Origin of the sequence: Azonexus sp. (assembly GCF_036170495.1) — a bacterium.
Taxonomy (GTDB): domain Bacteria; phylum Pseudomonadota; class Gammaproteobacteria; order Burkholderiales; family Rhodocyclaceae; genus Azonexus.
In genome coordinates this window covers 4,125-5,710 of the sequence record NZ_JAVHPH010000099.1, presented here as the reverse complement: position 1 = coordinate 5,710, position 1,586 = coordinate 4,125, and the positions used below count along the sequence as shown (strand labels likewise).

The 1,586-nt window shown below is 63.6% G+C and carries 1 protein-coding gene; it reads left to right on the top strand.

Features of this window, described 5'->3' with window-relative positions; translation table 11 throughout:
- The coding region (locus ADADOO_RS03115; protein WP_511274927.1) for an efflux RND transporter permease subunit at positions 1–1,474 on the top strand (1,474 nt) is incomplete at its 5' end.
- Positions 1,475–1,586: the final 112 nt, after the last annotated feature.

Genomic DNA, 1,586 nt, shown 5'->3' with positions numbered 1-1,586 from the left:
GACCGTCGCCTACTTCCGCGTCATCCCCGGCGGTTTCGTGCCGGCCGAAGACCAGGGCTATCTGATCTCGGCGCTGATCCTGCCCGACGGTGCGACGCTGAAGCGCACCGAGAAGACCGGCGAAAGCATGCGCCAGATGTTTGCCAAGGACGAGGCGGTGGCTCATACCTTCATCGTTTCCGGCTTCGACCTGATCGGCGGCGGCAACAAGCCCAACGCCGGCACCATCTTCATCCCGCTCAAGGACTGGTCGGAGCGCCAGGGCAAGGCGCAGGACCTGGCCGGCAAGTTCATGGGCTTCGGCATGATGCAGCCGGACGGCCTCGGCCTGGTCTTCAATCCGCCGCCCATCCGCGGCCTCGGCACCGCCGGCGGCTTCGAAGTCTATGTCCAGAACCGCGTGGACGGCGATGTCCGCAAGCTCAACGAGGTCACCCAGCAGTTCATTGCCGATCTGCAGAAGCATCCGGAATTCACCCGCATCAACACCTTCTTCCGGCCGACCGTGCCGCAACTGTTCGTCGAGGTCGACGAGCAGAAGGCGCTGGCGCTGGGCATCCCGATTGCCGACATCTACTCGACACTACAAAGCACGATGGGCGCCCTCTACGTCAATGACTTCAACAAGGGCGGCCGCGTTTACCGCGTGCAGTTGCAGGCCGAAGCCAACGCCCGGATTAAGCCGGACGACATCGGCAAGGTCTATGTGAAGAGCGCGACGACCGGCGCGATGATTCCGCTGTCGGCGGTCAGCCAGGTCAAGAACATCGTCGGACCTGAGCAGATCGAACGCTACAACGGCTTCACCTCGGCCAAGGTCCTGGGTGATAGCAAACCGGGTGTCAGTTCGGGCGACGCCATCAAGATCGTCGAGGAAGTCGCCGCCGCGACGCTGCCCGACGGCTTCGGCATCGCCTGGACCGGCCAGGTCTTCCAGGAAAAGCGCACATCCGGCTCGTCGCTGCAGGCCTTCGGCTTTGCCATCGTGATGGTCTTCCTGATCCTCGCCGCCCAGTACGAAAAGTGGTCGCTGCCCATCGCCGTCGTGATGGCCGTGCCCTTCGCGCTGATGGGCGCGCTGACGGCGATCTGGCTGCGCGGCATGCCGAACGACATCTACTTCCAGATCGGGTTGGTGGTACTGATCGGGCTGGCTTCGAAAAACGCCATCCTGATCGTCGAATTCGCCGCCCAGAAATACGACGAAGGGATGACTGTCGCCCAGGCGGCCGTCGAAGCGGCGCGCCTGCGCCTGCGGCCGATCATCATGACCTCGCTGGCCTTCGTGCTCGGCGTCTTCCCGCTGGTCAAGGCCACCGGCGCCGGCGCCGGCGCTCGTCAGTCGATGGGGACCGGCGTCTTCGGCGGGATGATCGCCGCCACCTTCATCGCCACCATTTTCATCCCGCTGTTCTTCAAGTGGGTGGAACACGGCAAGCAGCACAAGCCGACCACCCCGACGGAGGAAAACTAAGATGCATTCCCTGCTCCCCAAACATTTCAAATTTCGCCCGTTTTTCGGGTTGACCGTGGCAATCGCCCTGAGCGGCTGCGCCATCGGCCCGAACTACTTCCGCCCGGCGTCG